Annotated in this window: 5 protein-coding genes, 1 pseudogene and 1 riboswitch; all 6 genes and pseudogenes read right to left on the minus strand. The window is 71.5% G+C overall.

What is annotated here, in order from left to right; translation table 11 throughout:
• A partial coding sequence (gene leuS / locus AC2W7A_RS08175; RefSeq protein WP_485990922.1) for a leucine--tRNA ligase occupies positions 1-2,022 on the minus strand: 2,022 nt, incomplete at its 3' end.
• Positions 2,023-2,431: 409 nt separating this feature from the next.
• A complete protein-coding gene (locus AC2W7A_RS08180) occupies positions 2,432-2,746 on the minus strand; it encodes a DMT family transporter (protein WP_485990923.1) in 315 nt (104 codons plus the stop codon).
• Positions 2,747-2,755: 9 nt separating this feature from the next.
• A riboswitch (guanidine-III (ykkC-III) riboswitch) is annotated at positions 2,756-2,823 on the minus strand.
• Between the two features lie 115 nt (positions 2,824-2,938).
• Positions 2,939-4,189, minus strand: a complete 1,251-nt coding sequence (locus tag AC2W7A_RS08185; protein ID WP_485990924.1) for a YkvI family membrane protein — start codon at positions 4,187-4,189, stop codon at positions 2,939-2,941.
• Between the two features lie 185 nt (positions 4,190-4,374).
• Positions 4,375-5,394: an alpha/beta fold hydrolase gene (locus AC2W7A_RS08190; protein ID WP_485990925.1), complete on the minus strand. Its 1,020-nt coding sequence runs from the start codon at positions 5,392-5,394 to the stop codon at positions 4,375-4,377.
• A 64-nt stretch (positions 5,395-5,458) separates the two neighbouring features.
• Positions 5,459-5,863, minus strand: a complete 405-nt coding sequence (locus tag AC2W7A_RS08195; protein ID WP_485990926.1) for a hypothetical protein — start codon at positions 5,861-5,863, stop codon at positions 5,459-5,461.
• Positions 5,824-6,228, minus strand: a pseudogene (locus tag AC2W7A_RS08200) (primosomal protein N'); the annotation flags it as partial. The gene AC2W7A_RS08195 and the pseudogene AC2W7A_RS08200, both read right to left, overlap by 40 nt.

Genomic DNA, 6,228 nt, shown 5'->3' on the forward strand with positions numbered 1-6,228 from the left:
GGTCGTCAAAGAGCAGGAGCTGCCCGGCTTCAAGCGGCTGTCCAATGCCGGCAACGGCAAGGACGTCATGGTGGTCACGGACAAGGGCTGGGAGGTCTTCTCCACCGGCATCAAGTCCCAGTCCACGTCGTCCTCCGGCGGGGAGGCGAACACCATGGTCAGGCGGACCGCGTCCACGCCGAAAGTGTCCAGCTGCTCGCCGAGGTCCACGCCGTTGCCCAGGGACTTGGACATGGCCTTGCCGCCGTTGAGCACCTGGCCCTGGTTCAGCAGGGCACGGAACGGCTCGGTGAACGGCACCAGGCCCATGTCATGCAGCGCCTTGGTGAAGAAGCGGGCATACAGCAGGTGCAGGATGGCGTGCTCTACGCCGCCCACGTACTGGTCCACCGGCATCCAGTCGGCCACGGCCTGCGCGTCGAACACGGCGGTGTCGTCCCGCGGGGAGGCGTAGCGGAGCATGTACCAGGACGAGTCCACGAAGGTGTCCATGGTGTCCGAGTCGCGGCGGGCGGGCTTGCCGCACTCCGGGCAGTCCACGTTCACCCAGCCCTCGGCGGCGGCGAGCGGGGACTGGCCCTTCGGGGCGAGCTGCTCGCCCTTGAGGTCGGTCGGCAGGGTCACCGGCAGCTGCTCCTCGGGGACGAGGACCTCTCCGCAGTCGTCGCAGTGGACCACCGGGATGGGGGTGCCCCAGAAGCGCTGGCGGGACAGCAGCCAGTCGCGCAGGCGGTAGTTGGTGGTGCCGCGGCCGGTGCCCTTGCCCTCGAGGACCTCGATGGCCTTGGCGATCGCCGCGGTCTTGTCCATGCCGTCCAGCTCGCCGGAGTTCACCAGGGTGCCATCGCCGGCCGTGGCGACGCCGGAGACCGCCGGGTCCTCCTCGCCGGTGTCCACGACCATGCGGACGGGCAGGCCCATGGCGCGGGCGAAGTCCAGGTCGCGCTGGTCGTGCGCGGGCACGGCCATGATGGCGCCGGTGCCGTAGTCCGCCAGCACGTAGTCCGAGGCCCAGATGGGCAGGGACTCGCCGGTCAGCGGGTTGGCGGCGGTGCGGCCCAGGTCCACGCCGGTCTTGGTGCGGTCCGTGGACTGACGCTCGATCTCGGAGACCTTCTTCAGCTCCTCGCGGTAGGCCTCGAGCTCGGCGCGCCTGTCCTCGGACACGAGGTCCAGCGCCAGCTGGGAGTCCGCGGCGACCACCATGAAGGTCGCGCCGTAGAGGGTGTCCGGACGGGTGGTGAACACCGTGACGGTGGGGCCGTCCCCGTCCACCTGGAAGTCCACGTGCGCGCCGGCGGAGCGGCCGATCCAGTTGCGCTGCATGGCGAGCACGCGCTCGGGCCAGTGGCCCTCCAGCGCCGACATGTCGTCCAGCAGGGCGTCCGCGTACTCGGTGATCTTGAAATACCACTGGTTCAGGGTGCGCTTGGTGACCTCGGCGCCGCAGCGCTCACAGGCGCCGTCCACCACCTGCTCGTTGGCGAGCACGGTCTGGTCCTTGGGGCACCAGTTGACCGGGGAGTCCTTCCGGTACGCCAGGCCGCGCTTGTAGAACTGCTGGAACAGCCACTGGGTCCAGCGGTAGTACTCCGGGTCCGAGGTGTGCAGCTCGCGGTCCCAGTCCACGGCTATGCCGTAGCGCTGGAAGGACCTCTTTTGCGTCTCGATGTTCGCGTAGGTCCACTCGGCCGGGTGCGCGTTGCGCTTGATGGCGGCGTTCTCCGCGGGCAGGCCGAAGGAGTCCCAGCCGATCGGGTGGAGCACGTCGTAGCCCTGCTGCATCCAGTGGCGGGCCTTCACGTCGCCCATGGCGAACGCCTCGGCGTGGCCCATGTGCAGGTCCCCCGAGGGGTACGGGAACATGTCCACCACGGTGCGGCGCTCACGGCCGTCCTCGAGGGGCGCGAAGGTGCGCGCGGCCTCCCAGTAGCCGGCCCAGCGGGCCTCGACCTCGCGGAACGAGTACTCGGCGTCCTCCGGGATCTGCGGGGTGTCCGGAGTGGGGTTGGATGCGGTCACGCTCGTGGGGTCCTTCGTCGACGGGGTCAGGGATCAGGCCTGCCCATCCTACGCGTCCGCGCCAGCGCCTGTGCGTCCCGCGCCGGGCGCGCGCGGATCGTCTCGCGCCGTGTCCTTCCCGACGACGGCCGCTCGCCCCGGGTGCGTGGCCGCGGGTCGGCCTGTGGCCGGCGTGGGGTCAGCCCGCGCGCTCCCAGGTGGCCCGCAGAAGCCCCGCCTCTATGGCAGGCAGCAGCCCCGCCTCTATGACCAGCAGCCCCCGCCTCGAGGACAACTGGTGAGCACACACCGTCATCGCCTCGGATTCGACGACTCACACCTGCATGAACTCACCAGAAGACGCAGTGGTCGGGAGAGCGAGGGAGGCTGGGACCGCGAGGGGCCGTCGTCGGGAAACAGAGCCGGAGGCTCAGGAGACGAGCTTCAGCCCGATGACTCCCCCGACGATCATCACCAGGAACAGGACTTTGAGGGTGGAGACGGCCTCGGCGCCGGTGGCCATGGCGTAGACGACCGTGAGCACCGCGCCGACGCCCACCCAGACGGCGTAGGCGGTGCCCACCGGCAGCTCGCGCAGGGCATACGCGAGTCCGCCCATGCTGGCGATCAGGGCGACGACGAACACGACCGACGGGCCGAGGCGGGTGAAGCCCTCCGACCTGCTCAGAGCAGTGGCCCACACGGCCTCCAGGGCACCGGAGAGGACGAGGACGATCCAGGACATGGCAGCTCCTACGGGCCGTCTTGTCGCTGGCCGGGTACGGCTCCCCTCGTCCGGGGTCCGCCGGATCGGCGGACCGAGACAGAGACTCGCACGCCGGCCTGCGGGAGCAAGCCGGCCGTGCGAGAGGCCGTCCGGTGGGCCCTGGGACGTCAGGCTCACCGGGCGCTGAGGACCCCGACGGCACCGGACACGTCAGGAACGCGAGGAGCCCGTGCGGTGCGTGTGCGCCGGCGCCTCGGTCTCCACCGCCTCCGTGACCGCGCGGCTGTCCGCCACCGAGTGGCCGGCGGCCTCGGCGACCTGCTCCTCGTTGCGGTCGGTGAACTCGTGCTCCTGAGACTGCTTCATGCCGAGCAGGGCGGTCAGGCGGTAGCGGACGCGGATCTCCTCGTCGATGCGGTCGCGGTGCGTGAACCACCAGACGACGAGCACCACGATCATGGCCATGCCGATGTAGCCCAGCACCGGGTACACGTAGGTCATCAGGGTGTCGAAGCCGACGAAGCTGACCGCGAAGGCCGCCAGGGTGCCCGCCGCGAAGACCGGGTAGAACCGGAAGCGCCTGCCGGACAGGCGCTTGCCGAGGGCGTAGAGCATGCCGATCGCGGAGTTGTACACCATCACGTAGATGATCACGACCATGGCCCACGGGGCCCAGTCGTTGATTCCTGCGAAGAGGGCGAGCATCGGGACGTCCGACTCGCCCGCGGTCTCGAAGCCGGCGAACAGGGCGACGGCGGCCATGGTCATCAGCACCATGTAGAGCGCGCCGCCGGCCAGTCCGCCGACGAACGCCTCGCGCGGGTTGGCGTGGTTGCCGCCGATCACGATGGACATGGACACGCCCATCAGCAGGGCCAGTCCCGTGTAGTTCAGGGAGGACAGCCACCACGGGGACACCGGGGACTGGGCCTGGGCGGCCAGCTCGGAGAGGGCGCCGGCATCGGAGGGCCAGGAGGCCACGCCCACCACGAAGGCCACGATGACCGCGACGATCACCAGCGGCGTCACCAGTGAGATCACCGAGGAGACCTTGTCCACGTCCATGAGCCCGGTGAGCAGGACGAGCCCCACCATGATCGCGGTGCCCACCCAGGTGGGCCAGCCCAGCTGCTGCTCGAGCGTGGAGCCCGCGCCGGCGAGCATCACGAAGCCGATCGCGAAGAGCGTGACCGTCACGGCGGCATCCAGGAAGCGGGAGATCGCCGGGTGCGTGACCCGCCGGAACACACCCTGGTGGTCGTCGGCCAGGAACAGGCTGCCCAGCTGCAGCACCACGGCCCCGGCGATGGTCATCATCAGCCCGGAGAGCACCGCGCCGACGATGCCCACGGCGCCGAAGGAGATGAAGTACTGGATGACCTCGGCGCCGGTGGCGAAGCCGGCGCCGACGAGCAGTCCGACGAACGCCAGTGAGATCTTCAGGGATCGGGCCACGCTCATGGAGTCCTTTCCGCGTCCGGGCAGAGGTGTGCTCGGCCGCTGTTCCGGGGGATGTGTCAGCAGTCCACGTTAGGGACGGCTGTGCCGTAACCCCAGATCGGCTGGGCGAGGAGCAGCGAGTGTGACACGAATCACTTTTACGCAGCGGTGCGCATTCGGGTCCGGCCGTCGACCCACGCCGTCGCTCACCGTGGCGGACGCCGGGTGAGGAAGTCCTCGACCAGCGCCGCGCACTCCGGGGCCTTCTCGTAGTGCAGCAGGTGCCCCACGCCCGGGAGCACCGTCAGCTCGACCCGCGGTGACACCGCCGCGATCCGCTCCGCCAGCGCTTCCTGGGTGTCGGGCGAGCCCATCGGGTCCTCGGCGCCGGCGACGAGCAGGACGGGCAGCGTCAGCCGGTCCGCGTTGTCCGGCACCGAGCCGGTGGTGCTCGCACGGTAGGCCTGCGCCAGGGACGCCCGGGTGGCGAACGCGGAGAAGTGCCGGGTGTGCTGGTCGTGGGTGTGGGCGAGGATGCGCGCGTCCGAGGTCTCGGACATGAAGAGCGTGGTGAGCCAGGTGATCAGCGGCGCGCGGAGCAGCCCGTCCCCGAGCCGTTCCGGCAGGCGCGCGGCCACCTCGTAGTAGCCCTGGGCGACCGCGGCGGTCACCCTGTCAAGCAGCGAGCCGTTCGCGGCCAGCGCCGGCTCGGAGATCGGGTTCAGGAGCACGAGCGCGGACCACCGCCGCGGGTCCTGCGCCGCCAGGTGCGCGGCCACGATCGAGCCGTAGGAGTGCCCGAGCAGCACCGCGTCCGCCGGGACCTCCAGCTGCGCGACGGCCGCGGCCACCGCCTCCGCATGGTGCGCCACCGAGTGCTCCGCCGCAGGGAAGGCTCCGGAGGCGCCGAACCCCGGCAGGTCCACGGCCAGGATCCGGTCGCCCGGCAGGCAGTCGGCGAGCAGGACGAGCCCATGGTGATCCCCACGGAAGCCGTGCACGAAGACGAAGGTGCGTGCGGTCGTCGTGCCCCGGGGGAGGTACTCGAACACGGACACCGGCACGGGGGCGCCGCTGACGGGGTCGGCCACCGGCACCTCTCGGCGGACCGGGATGCGGACGGGCATCCCGGTGAAGCGGGACGGGTCGCCGGCGGACGGCGGGCGCAGGCGGTCGCGCAGGCGGACCGGGGGCACCTCGTCCGTGCGTGGACGGTGGGGCTGCATGCCCGTCAGCCTAACGACGACGGCACTCGCCTCCCGATTTGCTAGCGAAAACGCACGGGGCTGATCAGAGGACGCCGGCCGGGTCGAGACGGAGGCGGACCGGCTTCTGCTCGGCCCGCGTGGAGGCCGCGGACTTCGCCTTGCGCAGCACCCGCACGGTCGCCTCGGCCGCGGCCCACGGGAAGATCAGCAGGGCACGGTGCCGGGTCTCGTCGGCCACCTCGGGCACCGGGCCGATCCACGGCAGCGGCGCCGGGGCCGGCGACCGGCCGGGCTGCTCTTCGCGCCGGGCCTCCTCGACCAGCTCGATGTACTCGGCCACGGCGGCGGCCTCACCGGTGACCTCCGCCAGGCGACCTGCCGGCGGCAGGTGCAGCTCACGGCGCTCCTGGAGCTGGTGCGCGGCGAAGCCGTCCGGGTCCCAGCGGGTCAGGGCTCCGACGGTCTCGGGATGGTCCGCGGTGACCACGGTGACTCCCCCGTCCCGGGCCGGGCGCACCAGCGCGGCCGCAGCCAGCCAGCGGGAGAGCACCGGCCGGGGACGTCGAGGCCCTCGCGGGCCAGCTGCGCGTCGCCGTCCAGGAGAAGGGCCGCCGCATACCCACCGGAGGCCACGGGTTCGGCGCCGACGGTCGCCACCACCAGCGCCGGCTCGTCGCCGACCTCCGTGAGGATGTGCTCGGAGGAGCTGGACAGCACGGGCACCTGTGGGAAGGCCCGGCCCAGCTCGTCGGCGGTGCGGTCCACACCGCGGGAACCGGCGCGCACCCCGCTACGTGCCGCACTCGGCGCAGCGGAACCCGCGTTCACGCACGCCGCACCACCGGCAGGCGA

This window comes from Micrococcus sp. LASM2_SD2 (assembly GCF_057364565.1).

Coding starts and splice junctions, on each gene's coding strand:
- AC2W7A_RS08180 (WP_485990923.1), bottom strand. CDS start 2,746: ATGTCCTGGATCGTCCTCGTCCTCTCCGGTGCCCTGGAGGCCGTGTGG.
- AC2W7A_RS08185 (WP_485990924.1), bottom strand. CDS start 4,189: ATGAGCGTGGCCCGATCCCTGAAGATCTCACTGGCGTTCGTCGGACTG.
- AC2W7A_RS08190 (WP_485990925.1), bottom strand. CDS start 5,394: ATGCAGCCCCACCGTCCACGCACGGACGAGGTGCCCCCGGTCCGCCTG.